20 protein-coding genes are annotated in these 21,992 nt (G+C 41.1%); 4 read left to right on the top strand and 16 right to left on the bottom strand.

Features of this window, described 5'->3' with window-relative positions; genetic code table 11:
- Positions 1-177 precede the first annotated feature (177 nt).
- Entirely contained in the window at positions 178-1,194 is a 1,017-nt protein-coding gene (locus AC623_RS10320) for a zinc-binding dehydrogenase (RefSeq protein WP_049662350.1), read from the bottom strand.
- A 163-nt stretch (positions 1,195-1,357) separates the two neighbouring features.
- On the opposite strand from AC623_RS10320, the gene AC623_RS10325 reads away from it, so the two are divergent.
- Both AC623_RS10325 and AC623_RS22115 read left to right on the top strand, forming a co-directional pair.
- On the top strand, positions 1,358-1,747 hold the full coding sequence (locus tag AC623_RS10325; RefSeq protein ID WP_231603468.1) for a hypothetical protein: 390 nt from the start codon (positions 1,358-1,360) through the stop codon (positions 1,745-1,747).
- 66 nt (positions 1,748-1,813) lie between these two features.
- A complete protein-coding gene (locus AC623_RS22115; RefSeq protein ID WP_269429913.1) occupies positions 1,814-1,939 on the top strand; it encodes a hypothetical protein in 126 nt (41 codons plus the stop codon).
- Positions 1,940-2,299: 360 nt separating this feature from the next.
- Here the strand turns inward: AC623_RS22115 and AC623_RS10330 are convergent, their stop codons facing one another.
- The 5 genes from AC623_RS10330 to AC623_RS10350 all read right to left on the bottom strand — a co-directional run bounded on the left by AC623_RS10330 (position 2,300) and on the right by AC623_RS10350 (position 8,260).
- Entirely contained in the window at positions 2,300-2,755 is a 456-nt protein-coding gene (locus AC623_RS10330; RefSeq protein ID WP_197090960.1) for a hypothetical protein, read from the bottom strand.
- Positions 2,756-2,909: 154 nt separating this feature from the next.
- Positions 2,910-3,230: a 2Fe-2S iron-sulfur cluster-binding protein gene (locus AC623_RS10335; RefSeq protein WP_049662351.1), complete on the bottom strand. Its 321-nt coding sequence runs from the start codon at positions 3,228-3,230 to the stop codon at positions 2,910-2,912.
- A gap of 332 nt (positions 3,231-3,562) precedes the next feature.
- On the bottom strand, positions 3,563-4,015 hold the full coding sequence (locus tag AC623_RS10340; RefSeq protein ID WP_049662352.1) for a hypothetical protein: 453 nt from the start codon (positions 4,013-4,015) through the stop codon (positions 3,563-3,565).
- Between the two features lie 463 nt (positions 4,016-4,478).
- Positions 4,479-5,876, bottom strand: a complete 1,398-nt coding sequence (locus AC623_RS10345; protein ID WP_082174390.1) for a M28 family peptidase — start codon at positions 5,874-5,876, stop codon at positions 4,479-4,481.
- 212 nt (positions 5,877-6,088) lie between these two features.
- Complete coding sequence (locus AC623_RS10350) at positions 6,089-8,260, bottom strand: sensor domain-containing protein (RefSeq protein ID WP_049662353.1); 2,172 nt, start codon at positions 8,258-8,260, stop codon at positions 6,089-6,091.
- 204 nt (positions 8,261-8,464) lie between these two features.
- On the opposite strand from AC623_RS10350, the gene AC623_RS10355 reads away from it, so the two are divergent.
- Together AC623_RS10355 and AC623_RS10360 are read left to right on the top strand one after the other, a co-directional pair.
- On the top strand, positions 8,465-9,262 hold the full coding sequence (locus AC623_RS10355) for an SDR family NAD(P)-dependent oxidoreductase (protein WP_049662354.1): 798 nt from the start codon (positions 8,465-8,467) through the stop codon (positions 9,260-9,262).
- Positions 9,263-9,412: 150 nt separating this feature from the next.
- Positions 9,413-10,825 (top strand): FMN-binding glutamate synthase family protein, encoded by a 1,413-nt coding sequence (locus tag AC623_RS10360; protein ID WP_049662355.1) that lies wholly within the window; start codon positions 9,413-9,415, stop codon positions 10,823-10,825.
- A 25-nt stretch (positions 10,826-10,850) separates the two neighbouring features.
- Here AC623_RS10360 and AC623_RS10365 read toward each other — a convergent pair whose 3' ends face one another.
- The 10 genes from AC623_RS10365 to AC623_RS10410 all read right to left on the bottom strand — a co-directional run bounded on the left by AC623_RS10365 (position 10,851) and on the right by AC623_RS10410 (position 21,914).
- Positions 10,851-11,954, bottom strand: coding sequence for a GerAB/ArcD/ProY family transporter (locus tag AC623_RS10365; RefSeq protein WP_049662356.1), 1,104 nt, complete (start codon positions 11,952-11,954; stop codon positions 10,851-10,853).
- Positions 11,955-11,991: 37 nt separating this feature from the next.
- Positions 11,992-12,213 (bottom strand): hypothetical protein, encoded by a 222-nt coding sequence (locus AC623_RS10370; protein WP_049662357.1) that lies wholly within the window; start codon positions 12,211-12,213, stop codon positions 11,992-11,994.
- Positions 12,214-12,216: 3 nt separating this feature from the next.
- Positions 12,217-13,425 carry a Ger(x)C family spore germination protein gene (locus tag AC623_RS10375; RefSeq protein ID WP_049662358.1) on the bottom strand — a complete coding sequence of 403 codons (1,209 nt, stop codon included), beginning with the start codon at positions 13,423-13,425 and terminating at the stop codon, positions 12,217-12,219.
- Positions 13,426-13,443: 18 nt separating this feature from the next.
- Positions 13,444-15,012: a spore germination protein gene (locus tag AC623_RS10380; protein ID WP_049662359.1), complete on the bottom strand. Its 1,569-nt coding sequence runs from the start codon at positions 15,010-15,012 to the stop codon at positions 13,444-13,446.
- A gap of 164 nt (positions 15,013-15,176) precedes the next feature.
- The gene (locus tag AC623_RS10385) at positions 15,177-16,217 is read right to left on the bottom strand and encodes an ABC transporter substrate-binding protein (protein ID WP_049666515.1); all 1,041 of its coding nucleotides are present in this window, start codon (positions 16,215-16,217) and stop codon (positions 15,177-15,179) included.
- A gap of 67 nt (positions 16,218-16,284) precedes the next feature.
- Positions 16,285-17,064 carry an ABC transporter ATP-binding protein gene (locus AC623_RS10390; protein ID WP_049662360.1) on the bottom strand — a complete coding sequence of 260 codons (780 nt, stop codon included), beginning with the start codon at positions 17,062-17,064 and terminating at the stop codon, positions 16,285-16,287.
- A gap of 4 nt (positions 17,065-17,068) precedes the next feature.
- On the bottom strand, positions 17,069-17,884 hold the full coding sequence (locus tag AC623_RS10395) for an ABC transporter permease (protein ID WP_049662361.1): 816 nt from the start codon (positions 17,882-17,884) through the stop codon (positions 17,069-17,071).
- Positions 17,885-18,095: 211 nt separating this feature from the next.
- A complete protein-coding gene (locus AC623_RS10400) occupies positions 18,096-18,554 on the bottom strand; it encodes a YaiI/YqxD family protein (RefSeq protein ID WP_049662362.1) in 459 nt (152 codons plus the stop codon).
- Positions 18,555-18,602: 48 nt separating this feature from the next.
- On the bottom strand, positions 18,603-20,198 hold the full coding sequence (locus AC623_RS10405) for an ATP-binding protein (RefSeq protein WP_049662363.1): 1,596 nt from the start codon (positions 20,196-20,198) through the stop codon (positions 18,603-18,605).
- Between the two features lie 294 nt (positions 20,199-20,492).
- Positions 20,493-21,914 carry a polysaccharide deacetylase family protein gene (locus AC623_RS10410; RefSeq protein WP_049662364.1) on the bottom strand — a complete coding sequence of 474 codons (1,422 nt, stop codon included), beginning with the start codon at positions 21,912-21,914 and terminating at the stop codon, positions 20,493-20,495.
- Between the last annotated feature and the right edge of the window lie 78 nt (positions 21,915-21,992).

The raw sequence follows: 21,992 nt of genomic DNA on the forward strand, positions 1-21,992 counted from the left end.
TCTATTACACTTGATTGTTAATTTTTATTTTAATCGACTATTGAAAAACAACCTTTATCATTAACAGAGCCAGGAGTTAAAGAAGATACAATGGGTGCATGCAGCTGCATGCACCCATTGTATCGTAAAGCCCTATTCGTATCAAAAGTTCACTTATAAGAAATAATAGGTCTTTTCTTACTCATCACCTTCTGGAATTTCCAATATAATTTTGCCAAACTGCTGGCCTTTTTCCATATAGCGCTGAGCCTCAGCTGCTTCTTGCAGCGGGAATATCCGATCAATAACCGGCCGGATTTCATGATCAGCAAAAAATTGAAGCATTTCTTCAAAATCCCGCGAACTCCCCATCGTGGTTCCTTTGATATCTAAATGTTTAAAAAATAGGCGTGGAAGCACAAGGTCCGGCACAGGGCCTGCCGTTGCTCCGAAATTAACAATTCTTCCTCCCATCTTAGCCAATTGTATTAAATCGTTAAAAGTCTTTCCGCCTACTCCATCAATTAGAAGATCCGCACCGCCTATTTCGCCTTTTAAATCTCTTACATATGTATCTGAACGGTAATTGGCTCCTCCTATCGCCCCAAGCTCTTTCGCTTTCTCAAGCTTTTCATCACTGCTTGAAGTGACATAGACATTTGCACCAGCTGCTGTTGCAATTTGGAGGGCAAATAAAGCTACTCCACTGCCGATTCCGGGAATGAAGACCGTCTCATCCCTCTTCACTTCTCCTCGAACTACTACTGCTCGATAAGCCGTCAAAGCGGATAACGGCAAAGCGGCCGCCTCCTCCATCGATAAGTATTCCGGCTTAGGGTACACATTCTCGATTGGTACCGCAACGTATTGAGCATAGGTTCCATTTGTCGGCATTCCTAATATGGAATAACCGGGACCGTTAAAAGCATCGCTCTCTCCCCAATTCAAAGAAGGGTTAATAATGACCTCACTACCAACCTCAATATTCTTAACATTCTCTCCTAAGGCCGCCACTTCGCCTGCTCCATCTGACCCGAGTATAGCCGGCAGCTCTATGCCAGGGTATTTTCCATATGGGATCCATACATCTCTTCGATTTAAAGAAGCATATTTTAATTTAACGATTACTTCATTTCCTTTTGGCTTAGGAGTCACTACTTCTTCGTATGATAGATGATCAGGTCCCCCAAGTTCCTTCAAAACAATCGCTTTCACCGTCAAGTCCTCCCTTTCACAAATTCCCCTCTTTCTTCCAACCTAACTGAATAGTCAGTAAATAACAACTATTTTGCTTTGATACAGCACACACCAATTCTAGCATCCTTAGGAACCATCACATGATGAGTAGAATAAACTATGATACAAGGATGTGACGATCTTGGAAAAAAATATCAAAGTCCAAAATGAACTCCAATTTATATCCTCTTTGCAGCGCAACATCGATATTATTACGGCCATTCTTCTGTTGACCGGCCAAATAACGATCGTAGGGATTTTTATTACTTCCGGCGGTTTTAGTTTGACATTGAGCGGCCCCCTTTTAGGAGGCAGCCGCGCAAGAGGGATAAAAGGAAGTCAAACGTTGGATCTTACAGTCGATTTAATAGACATTCTAATAGCGATCTTATTAATCAAAGATGACATCCGGGTTGTCACTCTTGGTCTTGCCCCTGGAACCTTTAGTCTCAACGTTAGCGGTCCAATTTTCGGACTTCCAAGAACACAAGCAACACTGCCTTACTTAAAAAAGAATTACACCTTTTTCTAAAAAAACCATATCCAGACATTTTCATGTGGATGATCGTTTATTACAGCTTTTTAAAAAGGAGAATGAATGATGGCATTAGCGAATTTACCAACTTTTTATCCGTCTAAATCCGAAGTGTTTCTGATCGCTCTCCCTTTAATTATTTTTATTTTCTTCTTCCTAGAGCCAAGAGCGGAAGATACTGCTCCGTAAAAATGAAATATTACTTTTGCTTTCCGAGTGAAGGATATGCTAGTAAACAGATAAAAAGAATCTTCATTATTCAAGAAAATGGGCGCGTGCCCTTCTCCTTTTGGTAAGAAACCTCTTTTTATTTTTGTTTGGACAAGCTAGTGATTTATCTCACCATTAACATCAAAAAAGAAACGGGTTAAGCCCTTATCATTACTGGACTTAACCCGCCAACAATAAATCATTCTAGTTTAAACCTGCTAAACAAATGCCTGTTAATTTTGAAAAAACCGGCCTTCCTATCAAGAAATCTTTTACAATTTCTCCGGACTAAAAGCATTTTCCTCATGAACAACAGAATTCGTCTATCTCTTTACTTTTTTACCAGTAGTATGGGTAGCCGTAATACGGATAGCCATAGTATGGATAACCGTACGCATATGGATAGCCATAGTATGGATAACCGTACGCATATGGAGCTAACAAGGCGCCAGCTAACAAACCTCCAGCGAGTCCTCCAAAAAAAGGATAGCCGAATCCAAAGAAAGGATAGCCGAACCCAAATCCAAATGGTCTCCCAAAAAATGGCCGGCCGAAAAACGGTCTGCCAAATCCAAACGGACCACCAAATCCGAATGGTCGGCCGAATCCAAACGGACGGCCAAACCCGAATGGTCTCCCGAATCCAAATGGTCTCCCAAAACCGAACGGTCTACCGAATCCCCCAAACGGTCGGCCAAATCGACCAATTCTGCTATCAGCCTCAATTGGCTGCTCCTCTTCTGCACGCATGTCATGCAAATGGTCTTCTGGAAAGATTTGAGTTTCTGTGTTCATAAAAACGCCCCCACTTTTAAAAATGAACTTTCAATTAATCATATGCTTTAATTTTTTATTTTCCTGGGCGCTTTTTAATCTATCCTCTAGAATATTGATTTGATGAGCTGTCAGAATTTAATTGGAAACTGGTATTTGTCGTCCTCAACGATGTTTAATCTGCTGGTCTAGGCCCCACCTTCATGCCAGAGCTTTCCACTGTCAGGATTGGCCGAACCGTTACATCCCCGTTTACATAGACCTGGCACGATAATCGTAAAAGATCTTCAATCCCTTTTTCAGAAAGAGCACTTTTTTCAATTTCTGTTGTTTCATAGTATTCACCTGCTACTACTTCCACACGGCAAGTAGTACACCTTGCTTTTCCCCCACAGCGGTGAAGGATATGAACACCATTATCTTCTAATGCTAAAACTAACTTTTTCCCTTTTTCTACTTTAAACTCTCCATATCCTATAACAGAAACGATCGGCATACAGACACACCCCTAATAGATCCATTTTATCCATTTCTTTTCCTCACAAGTTTTGGTTAAAGAACAATTTTGTATACTGTATAGAGATGGGAAATTTGAAAAATAAAAAAGCCGGCAATTCTGCTGGCTTTTTCTATTTTCTCACCACTTCAAATACGGCAGCCAAAACCGGTCCTCCAGCAATATCTGTATTTCCTGCATTTATTCCATTTTCAAACCGGTACAACCCCGGCTTTAAATCTGAAACATCAATCTCTGACTTCATTTCTTTGCCGGGAGACAGCCGCTTAATACATACTCATCGGTTTGGGGTTCATTGGATAAACATACTTCTATTCATTATCTGCCCACTTACTGACCGAGTATGTTTTGCTCACTTCTACATCAGTTGGCCCCCAATTAATTGTTTTCACTTCAAGAGATTGATCAGCCACTTTTTCTTCAGCTGTTATTTTAACGTTTAACTCTGCTGTTTGGTAAGGCACATAAAAGCGGTGCTGGACGGCATCTAACAGTTGCTCCGATTGTTTATTTACTACATTCGCGGTTAGACGGTACACCTTATTTTCTTCGTCAGGCAGTTTAAGAAAAGCATCCTGTCGTCTAACTGCTTCTTTTTCAAGTATGGATGTATGCGCTTTCTTCTCCCAGTCATAATCCTCTAGCAGAAGCTGCATCTTCGTCCCATTCGGCAGCTTCTGCAGCTCATCGGAAACGAGCTGGTTCGGGCGCTGTATCGGTCCCGGAACATTTACAAATAAACCATCTAACAGATTCGTCTTCATTTCTTTTTCTATAATGAAGTCTCCTTGTTCCCAAGCTGGTTGTTCCCATTAAGGAAATGCAGGCTTCATTTTTTCCCTGCCGCTTCACTTCCAAACTGGTTCGACAAGTCATTTTTCTCCTTTGCCTGTTGGCATTTCTGATTTGTGTCTTGTGACTCTTCTGTACTGCCCCCCTGTTAAAATGACGATAAAAAGAGCGAAAATAGAAATACAGCTTTTCATAGAATCCTCCTTTGTTGTTTAATTTCTTGAACAGGCGGAGGATATTCTTCCAAACGTTAGCATTTAATCTTAAAGTGATCTCGTTTTATATAAAGGTATATTTGTGAATTTTGCATATACTGGTTTGAGATAAATTTGTTACAAAATAAAAATGCATCCTGAAAGCAAACTTTCAGGATGCATTTTTTATTCAACTTGTTCATGAAATTAGTTTCGATTACACGGCCCTCTCCATGTTTTATTAAAGCGGGCGGTCTTCAAATGGCGGTTCCACTGGTTTTGGCGCTACTTTAGATCGCTCTAACGCCGGTGTATCCTTGCGGGCAATTTGATAAATGCCAGCACTCACGACCTTTGCCATGTTTTCCATTTTTTCTTTGCTAATATGATCGATTGTGTCGGTCGGTTTGTGATACTCAGGCTCAAGCGGTGCATAGGAGAAGGCAGCTGATGGAATGCCGCTGTCATGGAATGGCTGATGATCACTGCGTCCCACTTTTCCATAAGTTAGCTCTTTATACACACGCGTGCTCGCAGATGCACCGGTATTTGTCACAACGTTTCGCTGGCCGTCTACGGTGAACATAATCATCTCGCCAGCGTTCTTGCTGCCGACCATGTCAAAATTGAACATGCCGATAGAACGATCCTTCTCCTCTTCCGTTAGTGTAGAAACGTAATGATAAGAACCGAGCAATCCAAGTTCCTCCGCTCCAAACGTCAGAAAACGAATTTCTGTATCTGTTTGCTGATCACTTAACACTCGGGCGATTTCAAGATTTACTGCTACACCGGAAGCATTATCGCTTGCCCCTGGAGAGCCTGGCACCGAGTCATGGTGTGATCCCACATAGAGGATTTGACCTGTGTCATGATTTTTATGAGCCTTTTTCGTGGCAATTACGTTATAAGATGTTTTTGTTACAAAGCCAGCCCCGAGAACTTTCACTGTAGCGGTAACAGATTCTTTTTCGCCTAGTAAGGACTTCAATTGTTTTCCTTCTGCCTTTGTTAACCCGAGTGTAGGCACAAAGCTTCCAGAAGAAGGAATGCTACTTTGCAAGATACCATCTCTGTCATTATAAATAAGCAAAGCTTTTGCACCAGCGGCTACTGCATTGGCCGCTTTTTCAGCAAAAGTAAGGGTTCCCCGTTCAACCAGCACAATTTTCCCTGCTACATCCTTGCCGGCAAAGTCAGATGCTTGTCCTAAACCAGCAAAAACAATTTCACCAGTCAGCCCTTCATCCGGTGTACTAGGAGAGTACTTGAAAGCGGTCGGCTTTAAGTTCTGTTCGGGATGTCCCGCCACCTGAGCAGAAACTTCTTTTGCTTCCTGATACGTTCGAAATTCAAATGGCTGAATGTCTACGTCTAAACCATAGGAACGATACTGAGCGGCAATGTAATCAACCGCCTTTTTCTCTGCTGCTGTGCCTGCTACGCGTTCCCCAATGCCGACAGATAGTTCTGATACGTGCTGATAGATTGTTTCAGCATCAATTTTTTTGACAATTTTATTGTCAAATGCCTGTGAAGCGGCTAATGCCGTAACTGGCGCCTGATACACCGCCAGCGGTGCCATCATCATACCTGTTGCAATCGTTCCTGATAAAACTGCCTTTTTCCATTTCCCCATCTTATTCCCCCGCTTCCCTTGTTCGTGTTTGATCTCTTGTGCCTATGTAAATGTATAGGTTAGTGATCATTCTATAACAAAGTAAGCGTTTTCAAAATAGGCTTTTATTCCGATATTTTCCTGCATCATTCATATTAAAGAAACCCGCACTAGGAAATTTAACCCATATAAAAAACTGTCTCATGCACCTAGACAGTTTTTTCATCTATCTATTAATTATTTAACCCTTGAAGAGACTCAATCCAAAAGCGCTCAATTGTCCTAGGTGAAACTGGTTTGCTATAAAAATAGCCCTGCACTTGATTACACTTATTATTTAAGAGAAAGTTAATAGTTTTTCTATTTTCGACACCTTCCGCAATCACATTTAAGTTAAAAGTATGAGCGATTTGGATAATTACCTTTACAATCTCTGCGCTTCCTGAATCTTTGAATACATCAAAAATAAAATTTTGATCAATCTTTAAACAATCCACAGGAAATGTTTTTAAATAGCTAAGTGAAGAATAGCCTGTACCAAAATCATCTATGGATAAATAAATACCTAATTTTCTTAGTTCATTTAATACGGCGCCACTCTGTTGGGATAGCATACTATTTTCTGTAATTTCTAGCTCCAGGCAAGAAGGATTTACTCCTGTTTTTTGTAAAATCCCCTCTACTTGCTGGACAAAATTGGGACTTTGCAATTCATTCGCAGAAATATTTACCGCCATTCTAATCGCTGGATAGCCTTTTTCCAGCCATTCTTTCATTTGCTTACACGCTTCGGTTAAAACCCATTTGCCAATCCTGCTAATCAGTCCCGTTTCTTCTGCCAAGGGAATAAATCTCCCTGGGCTAACCATTCCGTATTTAGGCGATTGCCAGCGGACAAGCGCTTCTACTCCAATCATTTTGTTTGTCTTAATATCCATTTTAGGCTGATACAAAAGTGTTAACTCATTCGAATTAATCGCCGATCGCAACTCTTTCTCCATTTCAGCCCTTTGCTGATGCTGCCTGTATAATTCAGGTTTGTAAAAAACAAAACTATTCTCTTTCACTTGCTTGCTTTTTTGTAAAGCAAGATGAGTATGCTGCAGCACGCTTTCTACATCTTGGCTCAGCTCTGGGAAATGGCTGATGCCTAAACTAAAAGAAATAGAAATTTCATGGCTGTCAATCACAAAAGGCAGGCTTAGTTGATCAAGCAGCTCGGTCACAGTCGAATCAATCTTGTCAGAGTCACGCCAAACAACAAAAAACTCGTCACCTCCGACTCGGTAAACCATAGCAGACTGTTTAAAAAATTCTTTTATCCGCTGCCCTGCCAGGATAATTAATTTATCCCCTATCTTATAACCAATAGAATCATTAATGGTTTTAAAGTTATTCATATCAAGATAAAAAGCAGTAAAAGGCTCTTTTCTTTTCATTTGCCGGTCTAAGTCCTCTAAAAGCTTCATGCGATTAGGCAGCTTGGTCATGTCGTCGTGATAAGCCATAAAATGAACTTTTTCTTGCATTTTCTCAAGATCTGTCACATCGCTCGTCGTTCCAACCACTTCTACAATTTGGCCGTCTCGTTCAACCGGAGTGAGAGAAGTGAACAGCCATAGTTTTCCGAGTTTATATTTATAGGAGACGGATTCCCCCCTAAATGCCTTTTCATAGTGCTCAAGAAAAAAAGAAGCCTTTTCTTTTGGATAAATGGAATAAAGAGATTTATTAATCTGCTTCGTATGATCACTTTTGAATAGGTTCACAATTCCGCCATTTATATACGTGTAAACAATTTCATCCCGTTCATTTCTCTTCAGTTTAAAAACAAGGTGATTCACTAGTTTAATAGTCCGGTCGTAATCCTCAGCCATTGACATGCGCAGCTTTTCCTCAAGAAATTTCCCTTTAGAAATATCTGTTCGAAAAGCGATATGGTAACTTACTTCTCCTCGTTCATCTTTTATCGGAACGATGGTCGTCTGCACCCAATAGTGCTCGCCATTTTTGGCTTTATTTCTCACCTGCCCCCGCCAAACTTTTCCCGAGGCAATCGTAGCCCACATATCCTTAAAAAAAGCTTTAGGATGATAGGAAGAATTAATGAGGCGGTGATTCTTTCCGATTAATTCCTCTCGTACATATTTAGAAATCTTACAAAAACTATCATTTACATACAAAATTCTTCCTTTTGTATCCGTAATACCGATGATGACAGCTTGATCCACAGCGTTTAATAAGTCCGTATGATTTCGAATAAACCTTACAACCTCGCTATCTAACCGTTCAAAAGCGGCTCGTTGCTTTACATCAAATTTATTCAAAGAAGCATGTAGTTGTTGCAAGTCCATTAGAAGAAGCTCTGGTTGATCATCATAAACGCTTCTACTGTATCCCACCATCCTCACTCTCCGATCAACTCACCAATGTATGTGAATAATTTAGGCAGATTATACCAAAGTTACTAGGTCATTACAACTACACACAAAATAAATTTATATATTTCGCCAAAATAATGTCTTTTTTACGACCGTTACCGCATCATCTAAATGATTTGTTATACTATTAAAATAGTTTAGACTATTTTAATAGAAGGGAAGAAAAAAATGAAGGTACATACACAATTTAATGGGAAAACTTGTCTTGTAACAGGAGCAGGAAGCGAATCAGGCATTGGATTTGCTGCGGCCAAAATTATTGGCGAGCTTGGCGGCAAAGTAGCGATCACTTCCACGACGGAACGAATATACGAGCGAGAAAAAGAGCTGAGAGAGCTTGGAATTGAAGCAAAAGGCTATATAGCTGACCTTATGAGCTTTGATCAGGCAGAACAGCTTGTTCACCAAGTGATCAAGGACTATGGAAAAATTGATATTCTCATTAATAATGCGGGCATGGGACAAGTAGGCTCACCAGAAAAATTCATTCCTTTCGTTGAACTCGATACGGAAGAATGGAACATTTCCATTTCACGCAATTTATCTACTTGCTTTCATGTCACACGAGCGGCCCTTCCACTAATGATCGAAAATCGATACGGCCGAATTGTCAACGTTTCCTCTGTCACCGGGCCACTTGTCAGCAATCCCGGGGAATCTGGCTATAGCGCGGCAAAGGCGGCTCTGGTTGGTATGAGCCGAGGCATTGCGATTGAGGTGGCCAAACATAACATTACAGTGAACAACGTAGCTCCTGGCTGGATTACGACCGGATCACAAACAGAGCATGAAAGAATAGCCGGGGAAAACACCCCAATGGGCAGAAACGGCCAGCCTGAGGAAGTCGGGCATTTAATTACATTTTTAGCATCTGAACAGGCCTCTTATATTACGGGTCAGCTCTTCGTTGTAGATGGCGGAAATACAATTCAAGATTATAAAGGTCCCCGGGAACATTATTATTAAGCAATCATTTTATGTATTTTTAAACTTCTTCTCCTCTATAAGGCTACAATTATTGTTGGACAAGCTCTTTTCTTCTTGACGAATAAATAAAGTAAAAATAGGAAATAATGCGGGCAGCTAAAGAATCTAAATCAAGATTGAGGAGAGAACATGCCATATATCGTATCCTATTTAACATTTGGGATAACCATTACATTATTTATTCTGTTTTTATTCTTACTTATTAGTTGGCGCTGGGTGATAAAGAAAATGGTTCAACATGCTGGAAACATTATTTTATCTGACAGCTACCAGGAAAATATTATGGAGCTCATGCCCGGTCTGCGGCATATGGGCATTCAAAATACATTGGAAAATAGCTTGCGGGCAGAAACAGGCAAGGTGCTTCATCGCCCGCTCGGTTCTTCGAAAAAATGGCCGCACCTTGATTCTATTACGTTTATTCCTGCGCAAACGTCTCCCTTTGCTGTCAGCAGTGAAGAAGAAGTAGACGTAGAGGTAATCATTGGCCCAAAAGCAAAAAAGCCAATGAAAATTAACATTCCGCTCATGATCAGCGGGATGGGCTATGGCGTCTCGCTAAGCGAACGAGCAAGGCTTTCGCTGGCTGGTGCGGCTAAAAATACTGGAACAGCGATTAATTCCGGTGAAGGTGGCGTGCTGTCCGAGGAGTTACAGGCAGCTGGAAAATATATTTTACAATTTTCCAAAACGGAGTGGGCGAAAGAAGAAGAGACCATCAAGCGTGCCGACATGATTGAAATTAAGCTTGGTCAAGGCGCATTATTCGGAATGGGAGCACACATTTCTCCTCAAGACTTAACAGGCAATGCCCGTAAAGTCATGGGGCTTCAACAAGATGAAATGGCCATCATCCATGAACATTTTTTCGAAGACCAAACATTATACGACTTGAAAGAGCTGGTGGAACAGCTTCGAAAATTGACTGGAGGCGTCCCCATCGGGGCAAAAATAGGCGCAGGGGGTAAAATTGAGAAAGATATTGATCACTTAATCGAAATGGGCGTGGACTATATCGCGATCGACGGGGGACAAGCGGCAACTTATAGCGCCCCTCCTATTTTATCTGACGACTTTGGCATTCCAACCTTGCATGCAGTCGTTCGAGCTGTGAATCATTTAGAGCAAAGAAAGATGAAACAAAAAATTAGTTTGATTATCTCCGGCGGTATGTTGACACCGGGTCACTTTTTAAAAGCACTTGCCCTTGGTGCGGATGCCATTTATTTAGGATCATCTATCTTATTTGCTGTATCACATGGTCAATCCACCGCTCCCCTTCCATTTGAGCCTCCAACCCAAGTTGTTTGGTATAACGGCAAGCTGAAAGATCAATTTAAAGTCGAAGAAGGAATTAAGACGGCAGAAAAGTTTTTAACTGCCAGCGCAGAAGAAATGAAAACAGCCTTGCGGGCCATGGGGAAACGTTCATTAAAAGAGCTGTCAAAAGAAGATTTAGTATCCTATGATGAATCCATCGCTCGAATTGTTGGCATTCCTTTTACATTCGATCCTTGGACAGATAATCATGAAAAAAACTAGTTATTGCGCTGACACCTTATTATTTTCATTCATTGACAGCTCTGATTTTCCCTTTTCTTTTCCGGATCATAGCGATCATTAATAATAATAGCGGAAAAAGAACTTGAATCAAAATTGAATAAAAAGGAAATGACTGATTTTCATCCCGGGCAAATATCATCATATTTGGTATCCCCCAGAAAGAGAACTCGGCAATTAGAATTCCTACCGGCCATACAATCGGACGGTAATCGGAAAGATTCAGCCACTGGGCAGTACCTAAAACGACTGCAAAATAGAAAACAGTGAGCTTAACAAACGCTCCCAAAATCCAAACCGCCATAATAACAGCGTCCAAGTTCTCAAAAAAGTTCGCCCAGCTAATATACCGTCCGGCGTTCATCAAAGGATAAGTCTTAGATGCTGTCGACACGCCCAGGACGAAAAGAACGGTCAAGCTCACAAGCGTTAGCGTAATCATTACAGCTAACACATTGATTATCCCTTGCTTCATGGCTTTTTTTCTATCAGATAAAAAAGGCAGGAAAAAGGCAATTAAAAAAAATTCAGCAAACCATCCGCTCAGCACAACAGCCCCTTTAGCTGGAGGAACAATCCCCTCCTCCAATATCGGAAAGACATTTTCAAATTTAAAATCTGGGCTTAGTAATATAATCAAAATAATAAGCGGAACGAAAAAAGCAGGGAAAAACAATTGGGCTGCCCTTGCCATAGTTTCTAAACCGCCGTACACTGCGAAGGCGCAGACAAGGAGCATCAAGGCAATAATGACCATAATGGGAGTTTTAAATAGAAAGGAACTCACAATAAATTCACTGTAAGACCTGGCAATCTCTCCCGTCATTTCAAGATAGAATATCAGAACAAAAAACCCGATAATCTTTCCTGGTATCCGGCCAATAATCTTTTCACTGTATTCTATAATGGTCTGCTCCGGATAAAGTTTATGTAATTGAACCGCTATAAATACTACCACAAATCCCATGAAAGATGCCAAAATAGGTGACATCCAGAGATCGTGGGCAGCAAACTTCGCTGTAACGCTTGGAACCGTAAGAATAGCGGTGGCCAGAATGGTGGGATACATCATCATGGACAGCTGCAAGGATGAAATTTTAACTTCCTTCATCTACTTTCCTCTTTTCTTAAATAAATCAAGATACAATCTAATTTTTCATAAATTGTCCAAGCGGCCCAAAAATAATTGCTTTCAATTGAATAGGCCCGCTTATGTGCTGAATGTCAAACAATGATAGTCCCCAGCCCACCAGTAGCATCAAATTAAATACCCATTTATCTTTTCTAGGAGCTTGCTTCATTTTTGGCCACTGAAACAAAAAGATGCCTACAACGATGAATGCTACCATAAAGAAAGTTGTCCATTTCATTCATTATCTACCTCTTTCTCTTGCTTTTTCTGGTTGATTGATATATCCTTGCCTGCGAACCTCGGCCTTCACTTGGACTTGTACTTTCACCCTTGGAAAGACCTCTTCCCAGCGATTTTCAACTCGCTTCCATTGCTTCGGATATTTCCGATGGAACTCTTCCGCAAAATCAGCAATGTCTGCTTTCAACTCATGCTGTGCTTTTCCAATGACTCCCTCAATCCGTTGTTTAACGCTCTTTTGGAAAGCTTGTTGTACAAGCTTTAAAGAATTCGGATCGTTAACATCTAAATTCGTTCCATTTTGTATAACCATTCCCGTTACTTCAACATCCATCTTCATTTTCCACTCTTTATTTTTAATTTGGGGATCAACATTCACTTGTACAGTCCCAAGAGTGAAGGACAACTCCCCCTTTTCTCCAGGGGGCCTCACAGTAACGGTATATTCTTTTATTTCATTTTTTAGCCACAGAAGCCCTCTCGTTTCTTTCCGTGAAAGATCACCGACCATTCGATCTTTTTTAAATACTGCTCCTCCGATAAATGCTGTATAGTCGTAAGAGCTCTCTTTATCTCCTTTCTTTGAAGCTACTTTCATATATGGAAGTACTGCACCTTGAGAAGCACCCGTCAATAGTTCATCAAAATCTTGTAAAGTAACGGCTAATCCACTGCCCAGTGTAGCTATTTCCCGGACGGCTTCTCCCGAATAAGGTTCCAAATTTGTTTTCATCGCTAGAATGTTTTTCGCCTTTCCTTTACTAACGAACACATAGCCTCTCTCTCTTGGCTCTGGATGACGAAGCAGGAAATCTAGAGACTCATATACTCCCTCTCTCGCCAATTCTTCACCAAATAAAAAGACTTTACATTGGCCCCAAAAAATTTTACGGGGAAAGTCTGCTTGCAGCTTCGATAAAGCGTCTGCAATGTTGACCCCTGTCTGAGAGATAACAAATGTTACATTCTCACCTCCGCTGCCTCCACCTCCTCCACCTTGCCCTCCTCCCATCGCTTTAGGGATAAATATTTGCAAGGAGAGCTCAACTTGGTTGACATCCTTTTTGTCAATCGCGGCAGCCGTAATAATGGCCAAATCATTAATCTCAACTCTGTCCCAACAACCACTCAACAAAAAAAGCGAGCCACTAAAAGATAAGAAGAGAAGGGCACGTTTTATGAAGCTATTTCTCTTTTTTTTCGCCAACATGAGTGTTCACCTTCTTCCCTAACGTTTCCCTTTATCTCTCTCTGGATTCGGTGCCTGGTGTGGGGACTGCCGATATGCGTTAGACTCCCCAGTGAAATGCGGCCGTGTATTCATCATCCACCAAGGGGCTCTCCACAGCATATCTTTCAGCTCTTTTTTCTTCAACGGAGCTAGGGGCGCTAAATAAGGCTCTCCAAGGGAGCGCAGCGTACACAGGTGAATGACAATGACTATAACTCCCATTACAACGCCCAACAATCCTAACGTTCCACCAAGAAAGATGAGCGGAAAGCGAAGGATACGAATAGACATACCCGTAATGTAGCGGGGAAGCATGAAAGAAGCGATACCCGTAATAGCCACCACAATGACCATTGGCGCCGAAACAAGTCCTGCCTGAACAGCTGCCTGTCCAATAACGAGGGCTCCGACAATGCTAATAGCTGACCCAATCTGTCTCGGCAGTCGAACACCAGCCTCGCGCAACGCCTCGAACGCCACTTCCATGATTAATACTTCCACTAAAGCAGGAAAAGGAACCGTTTCCCTGGAGGCTGCAATGCTCAGCAGCAGCGTAGTTGGCACCATCTCTTGATGAAACGTCGCAACCGCTACATAAACAGATGGAAGCAAGAGAGCAACGCCGAGAAAAAGATAGCGCAGCCATCGAACAAACGTGCTAATAACAAAACGCTGATAATAATCCTCTTGTACTTGCATCAAAGAAAAGAAAGAAATAGGGGCAATGAGAACAAATGGCGTGCCCGCTACTAAAATGATGACACGGCCTTCAAGTAAATTGGCACAGGCTACATCCGGCCGTTCAGTTGACAAAATTTGCGGAAAGGGTGAATAGGGATTGTCTTCAATCAATTCTTCAATATAATCACTTTCCAAAACGGCATCTATTTCAATTCGCTGTAATCGATTGTTAACTTCTTTAATAAGTGTCGGATCAGCCAGTCCTTCTATATAAGCAACCGCCACATTCGTTTTCGTGTACTCCCCAATCTTCATAGGTTGAATTTTTAGGGCAGGACTTTTGATAATGCGGCGCAATAAAGATGTATTAACACCTAAAGATTCAATAAACCCTTCCCGCGGCCCTCTAATTGATGACTCGGCCTGCGGCTCTTCAATGCTTCGCTTCTCCCATTTAGCCAATCCTAACGATAAAGCTGTCTCTTCTCCTTCACATAGGAGAATGGGATTTCCACTTGAAATCGACTCAATACAATCAGCTAACAAATGGACTTTTTCTACTTTGGAAACTGATAACTTGTTTTCTAAAAATTCATTAAACGACTGTGGAGTATCGGCTGTTTCCTTCATAAGGGGAGAAAGAACATAATCTTCAAGGCCCTTTACATCCGAAAGGCCTTCGATGTGGATGATCATTGCTCTCGTTTTTCCGAAAAGAAAAAAGGAACGAAAAAGAACGTCTGAACAGTTTGTATAAATAGACCGAAAAGTTTCGACGTTTTGATCGAAATTCTCATGCAGCTTCTCCTGAGGTTTAGCCTCTCGCTGATCTGGGCGCTTCTTCTCCTTTTTCTGTCTCAACAACTTGCTTACATTACGGATCACCCTAGTCCCTCCCCATCTTTGATATCCGCTCTTATTCCTCTTTTTATAGTTCTTCATTTGGGTTATTTTATACAGAAATCTTTAAATTGGCACCGTTAGGTTTTTCTCTCTTTTGAATATAAAAAAGAAGAGCATAGCCCTTTCGACTATGCTCCTTCATCTGTTTATTTCTGATCATATTCTCCAATCACTTTAACGGCTTCCTCCGTCAATGATGGATCGATTGCTTTATTCAAGTCCACATCCCCACGGATCGCCCCATTTGCTTTATACATCTCATATTGCTTTCTAATGTCTTCAATGTACATTTCTCCATTTGGATTCAGACCGGTTACGAAGACTTTCTCCCACAGCGAGGCATCTTTCAACGCAGTATGTTTTGTCATAATGCTAATGATTTCTTCTTTATTCTTCCCTTTCATAAAAGCATCATTGTAATCCCGGACTCCTTTTAAATAAGCCGCCATAAACCGTAAAGAAACGTCTTCTTCTTCATTGATAAATTTAGGTGAGGCAAGAACCATGGCAATTTGTGCCTCCGGTGCATAGTCGGTTGTATCGCCAAACCGAACATGCATCCCTTTCTCTATCCCCTGTGTAATGAAAGGTTCAATTTGCAAAGCGGCGTCCACTGAACCGTTATCAACAGCAGCGAGCATACTGCCGAAATCAGGCATCAAAACGAATTCAACGTCCTCTTTTGTCAGACCCCCATGCTTGATCATTTGCTGAAATATATAATCATCTACCCCATTTTTCGTGGAAACGGCAATGCGCTTCCCCTTAAAATCAGCGTATTCCTTTATTTCATTCTGCTTATCTTTGCCAATCACAAAAGAAAAATAAGATTTCCCTTTTACATTATGACCCTTATCCGCGATGATCTTCACATCAATCCCTTGAGCAATTGCATTAAAAAAGGAGGCTGTCGATACACCGCCGGCAATGTCTACCTCACCCGCAGCGAGAGCCGGCAGCATATCATCACTGTTCGCAAATTGAGCAAACTTAACTTCAATATTATAATCCGCAAAGTAGCCTTTCTCTTTAGCAATATAGAAACCAGCTCCTGAGGCAGCTCCGTCTTCTGCAATGACTACAGTCGTTTTCTTTTTAAGAGGTGCTAAATCGTCTGAAGGATTTTTCTTATCTATGTTCGTACTAAAATTCTCATCTTGTTTAGATTGTGCACAGCCGCTTAACATAAATAAAATAGCCATCATGGTCATAAACGAAACCTGAAGCAGTCGCTTTCCCATTGCTCTTCCCCCTCTATTTTCTAGACGCCTGTACTTCATCCTGCAAGTGCTTGCGAATCTCTATAAAATGAGCAGCTGCATCCGGGTCTGCCCGTACCTGTTCCATCGTTCGCGGCCTTGGCAGATTCACCTTTATTTCTTTGACAATTTTTCCTGGCTGCGCACTCATGAGCAATACGCGATCAGCTAGTAAAAGAGCTTCATCAATGCTATGAGTAATAAAGAGAACGGTTTTTTTCGTTTCTGACCAGATTGCCAGCAGCTCCTCCTGCAAAATGAATTTGTTTTGTTCATCTAGTGCGGCAAACGGTTCATCCATCAATAAAATCTCGGGGTCGTTTGCAAAAGCACGCGCAATGCTAACGCGCTGTTTCATCCCTCCAGAAAGCTCTTTTGGATAAAGTGAGGCATACGCAGTAAGACCCGTTTTCTTTAAATAGTAAGCCGTTCTCTCTTTTATTACGCTTTTGGGCAGCTTTCTCATCTTTAAACCAAACGCCACATTTTCTTCTACTGTCAGCCATGGAATGACTCCACGCTCTTGAAACACCATTGATTGAAGCGGACGATCTTCCTGGCTCGTCATAATCTGATATGAACCGGTGCTTTCCTTTTCCAGGTCTGCCAGTATACGAAGCAGTGTCGTCTTGCCGCAGCCGCTCGGACCAACAAGGCACACGAATTCTCCTTCTTCGATAGTAGCCGAGATGCGATCCAGCGCCTTCACGCGGCTTTCTTTTTTGTAAAAAACTTTCGTTAAATGTTTAATGATAATTTTAGGCTGCCTGCTCATTTTATCACCTCCAAGGGAGCAGCTTTTTTTGCAATATCCGCAGAGCTACTGAAAAAAGATAGCCAAAAAACGAAATAAGGATCAGCCCTACAAACATTTCTTTTAATAGAAAAGCTTTATATGATGTCCAGATTAAATAACCAATGCCAGATGTAGCGCCCATCATTTCTGCTGCCACGATCGTCAAGAGGGCGATGGCCTGCCCCATCTGAATGCCTTCGAGCATAACCGGAAGAGAGCCTGGCAAGGCAATTTTAAGAAAGTACTCTCTAGAGCCCGCTCCGTAATTTTTAGCTACATCCAGATAAATCGCATCAATATTCAGCACGCCAGCAGCCGTATTAATCACAACCGGAAAGAATACACTTCCCGCAATGGTAACAACTTTAGACACATCGCCAATGCCAAATAAAATAATAATAAGCGGAAGCAAAGCGAGTGTTGGAATCGGCATTAACGCCATAATAAGCGGGGAAACAAAATGGCGGATTGGCGAGTAAAGCCCCATTAGCAAGCCAATGATGATACCGGGAATAACCCCAAGCAAAAAGCCAGCAAAAATCCGGTAAAGAGAAATCCAAATGTGCTGGAATAATTCACCGCTCACACTCATTTCGACCAAGGTCTTGATAATTTCAGTCGGCGGCGGAAAAAAGCGGGGATCCATTAAAGCAGTGCGCGATAACACCTCCCATAACAAGAGGACAAAGATGGGCGAAGAAATCGTTAGCGCTCTTTTATACCTCTCCCTGCGCTGCCGCCTTTTCCATTCTTGCTGTTCCACTTTAAAGGGATCAAACTGAACGGCTGTTTTTTTCATTTCTCATATTCACCACCTCTACAAAGATACAGTATGTAAATAGCCCAGAAAGTGTGAAAGATCATGGAGAATAAATGAATCCGTTCTTTTAGTCGTATGTAGAGAACTTTGAACTTTTTCACAAAAAAAGAGCCCGGTCAATACCGGACTCTGATCATTGCAGATAAGGCCTATTCTATGTCTTATCAGGCTAATGGCACCTATTCACTTTTCACTCGAACTCTCCAGCCGCCGTCACCCGTTTTACGAGTTCAAGGAAATGTTCTTCAAATCGCTGATCATCTTCTTTTTGGCGTTTTTTAGGCCCCTTCATTCTCCCGCCAGCCTGCCGCGCTTTTTTTGCAACATGACGAAATCCAAGAAGCTGGTCAATGTTATCCGTTGTGTACAAACGGCCATTTTGGTCAATGGCATATCCATTTTTAGCGAGAACCATCGCCGCTAGCCCATAATCTTGAGTCACGACAATGTCTCCTTTTTTCACACGATTGACTAGCACAAAATCTACCGCATCTGCTCCTTTGGAAACCGTAAGCGTCTCCGCACCGTCTCTCTGCATAATATGAGCAGTATCACAAATTAGCAAAACTTCTAATCCGAACGATTTAGCGATTTTGATTGTCCGATCTACTACCGGACAACCATCTGCATCAATTAAGATAACAGTCATCCATAAACGACTCCTTTTTTACCAAACTCTTTCACAGCGTACAACGAATTAACAAGAAATAAGCGGCAGCGTAATCTCAACAGTCGTTCCTTCTTTTATTTTGCTGTGAATGGTCAACCTTCCTTTATGCTGCTCAATAATACGTTTAATGACCATGTAGCCTAGTCCGGTTCCTGTCTCCTTCGTTGTATAAAAAGGGGTTCCCAGCTTTTGAATTTGTTCTGGCTTCATCCCTTCACCTTTGTCAATAATTTGAATGCTTATCTCTTTATTTTCTGTTCTTTTTACACGAACAGCTAGTTGTCCCCCAAATGGCATCGCTTCTATACTATTTTTAAAGAGATTGATAAATACTTGCTTTAATTGATTTTCATTGCAATGAATAAGCAGGTCGCCATCCTTAAAGTCAGGAACGATTTGAGTATTGTTCATACTGGCCTGCGCTTGGAACAAAACAATCGTTTCCTCTAGTATATGTTTTATATTTTTTGGATGAAAATGGACAACATTCGGTTTTGACAAAATTAAGAATTCACTTACGATGAAATTGATGCGGTCAATTTCATCTAAAATTAGATGAAAATGTGAGTTATCTTCAAAGTCCTCTTTAATAAGCTGAATAAAACCACGAACAGTCGTCAAAGGGTTACGAATTTCATGAGCGACACTAGCAGCCATCTGGCCGATTGCCGCCAGCTTTTCTGCATTTAGCAGTAATTCTTCTGTTCGCTTGCGCCGAGTAATATCCTTTATTTGAGCAAAGGATCCAATTAGTTTTTGTTCTTCATCTAGAATGGGCAGCGCATCAAATAAAACCGTCACCCTTCCACCACTCTTTTGCCTAAAAGCTATTTCTAGATCGGTATACCGGTCTCCTTCCTCAAGCACCTTTCTTAAATAGAAACCAAAGCCTTCTAATTGATCAAGAGGTTGGAAGAGAACGTCCTCTTTTTTTAAACCTGTTATGTTTTCAGCTGAGTGATTGAAGCCAATCAACTTTCCTGATTTACTTGAAATCATGATCCCATCTCTTGTTGTATCCATAATGAGCTGGTTAATAATATATAGCTTCTCATTCTGATGTAACAACTGCAGCTCTCTTTCAATAGAATCTTTCATCATTAACAGCAACGTTAATAAAAGTGGACTGCCACATTCAACAGCTGTCATAAAGGTAATCGTACCGATTATTTCTCCCTCAATCTGATCTATTATAGGTACGCCGTAACAAGTGCACGAATGAAGGCAATGATGAAAATGATCCGGCCCAATAATCTCAATGGGCTGTTTATGCTTTAATGTCAAGCTGACAGAGTTGATTCCGCAGTGTTCTTCCGTAAATCGGACCCCTTCTTTAATGCCGAGTTGATTAACGGTATCTTTGATCGTTTGATCTCCATTCATTTGGATCACGTAACCTTCCTTATCGGTCGTTGCCGTCAGGACAGGTACACCTTGCATAGATGAAATAAACTTTTCAAAAAAGTGCTGAACAACTTTTAAAAACTTGGTATGCTGCGAGAGTTTTTGCTGCAGTTCCTCCTCACCTAAACTGTCTTCAAATGCAGGTATCACAAGAGGGTCTAGTCCCCGCTCTTTACATTGAGTTTTTAGGGTTTCAAAACACACATTCTTTTTTTCCATTATTCTCTATCCCCTAAATATGTAATTATCCTTTAAAATGTTCTACGTTAAAATAATTAATACCTTCTTTTCCCATTATATTAATAATATATCGAATGTAACAAAAGAGAGCTAAACTATACTTAGTCTCCAATTTTTATACATGTTAGCTCCTAGTTACACGAATAACACTGGTCGCAGAGCCCTCTCATTCATTATGCATAGACCACTTATTTTAACATTGTCTTCACAAGGAAAAAACATCATCCAAACAGATAGATGATGTTTCTCTCTTTCACTTCATTAAATAGTGAGCTATCTCTTAAAATAAGGGCCAATTTCAGAATGATCGTTTAATGAGAGCAATTGTGAAACTGTTACAAACTGATATCCTTGCTTTTCTAATGCTGTTAATAGAGCAGGCAGTGCTTCTGCTGTTGTTGGATGAATATCGTGCATTAATACAATCGATCCTGGCTTAATAGTGCGCAGAATAACATCCGTTACGGCCTTAGCATTCCGATTTTTCCAATCAAGTGAATCAACAGACCATAAGATAATAGGCGTTCCGTTTCGCTTTGCCTCATTTTTAACTTTATCATTGTATGCTCCGTACGGAGGTCGCATTAAGGTCGGCTTTGTCCCAGTCGCTTCTTCAATTTTACGGCTTGCTTCTCCTAGCTCCTGTTGAATTTGCACATCTTTTAAAGTTGATAAATCACGATGATTCTGTGTATGACTTCCGATTTCGTGGCCTTTGCTTAATACTTGCTGGGCCACGGCAGGATAATACTCCACTTGGCTGCCTAACATAAAGAATGTCGCTACGGCATGATGAGCTTCTAATGCACTTAAAACACGAGGTGTAGATTCGGCATTCGGCCCATCATCAAAAGTAAGTGCAATATACTTGCCATTAGGATCCAATTTCACTTGTTTTGGATTTTGTTCAACAGCACTCTTCTTCGGCTGCTGGGAGATGTTCAGCTCTTTTACGATTCCCTCTTTTAAGAAGGGACTTATCTTCTCTAACGGAATCACCGCTTTTAATGAACCGGCTGAACTCGTTGCCGCTTCATACTTATCAAAATATAAGATAAAGGATTGTTTATTGATAGACCATTTCCATTTATGATGGTCTTTCAGTGCTTCATCCAATAAATCGTCTATTATATAAAAAGCTACGTCTTCTTGCCCATTTAATTGTTTTACGACCATGGAGCGGATCTCATCTAAGTTTTCTTTTCCGTCTTCTAAAATATCCGTTACCTTTAAAATCTTTTTCTGGGTAATATCTACCACAAAGGTTTTAATAGCTTCTTGTCTTTTTGATCCTCCCGTATATTGATGGGCGGAAAACACAAGGCTATAGAGATGATCATTCACTTTGTTTGTGTCTACTTCAATCGTCAAATTTGCACGCTTTTGCTTTCCAAACAGCTTTTTATTCGCCTGTACTTCAGTAAAAAACTGCTCTTTTTGCTGCTTAACCCACTGTTGAATAGGCTGATCTATTTTTTTGTCTCCGGCAATAGGCAGGCTGATTGCCAATGTGTAATTTCTTGCTTCACTTGTGCGTGTCTCTAGTTGCAGTCCTGGGTACTTGCTTAACTTTTTTGTTTCTACTTTTTCATTCTTCGCATATGTCCCATTTCCCGTAAACTGATTAAACCCTATCAAAACAAAAAGAAAAAATAAGGTAAGAACGACCCAAGCAGGCCAGCGTAATCGTCTCATTATTTTAAATCCCTTCAATAATAAATAGATCATATGTCTCTCTATAAACTGTCATAATGGCACAAGATTCTTCTAATA

Origin of the sequence: Bacillus sp. FJAT-27231 (assembly GCF_001183975.1) — a bacterium.
Classification (GTDB): domain Bacteria; phylum Bacillota; class Bacilli; order Bacillales; family Domibacillaceae; genus Pseudobacillus; species Pseudobacillus wudalianchiensis.